This is a genomic window from Siphonobacter sp. BAB-5385, assembly GCF_002261125.1.
Classification (GTDB): domain Bacteria; phylum Bacteroidota; class Bacteroidia; order Cytophagales; family Spirosomataceae; genus Siphonobacter.
The window spans coordinates 1-391 of the sequence record NZ_NMPS01000227.1; the positions used below are offsets into that span (position 1 = coordinate 1).

Here is a 391-nt window from a genome sequence, read left to right on the forward strand (position 1 = left end):
AGCTATTGCACTATTGGTATATGTAAGTATCTGAAAATCAATTAATTACAATTTTTTTATTCTAAGTCTTTCTATAACACATTTTAGAGCCGCATTCCTCTCCGTTTTTCTTGAGTCTTTTCTTGCTTTTGGTCGACCTTTTGAACCACTTCTGACTTCTTTTCGAACTGCATATTCCTACCGTCCGGGGTAAATTTCATTTTCAAGCCCTGAGCATCGAGCACTCGCTCGATGGTGGCGAGCTTGGTCTCGGCTGATGTGTGTCTGCGATTACCCCGTTCTTTGAGGACGGTAGCCGCACTACTCAGGTTATCCGATTTTAGACGCTTTTCAGCCTCTCTCAGCGACTTTTCATATTTGTCCTGCATCATTTGCCGTTCAGCCTCTAAAA

1 protein-coding gene is annotated in these 391 nt (G+C 42.5%); it reads right to left on the reverse strand.

Annotated elements, in window-relative coordinates:
• Positions 1–83: 83 nt before the first annotated feature.
• The coding region (locus tag BWI93_RS27960; protein ID WP_176454316.1) for a hypothetical protein at positions 84–391 on the reverse strand (308 nt) is incomplete at its 5' end.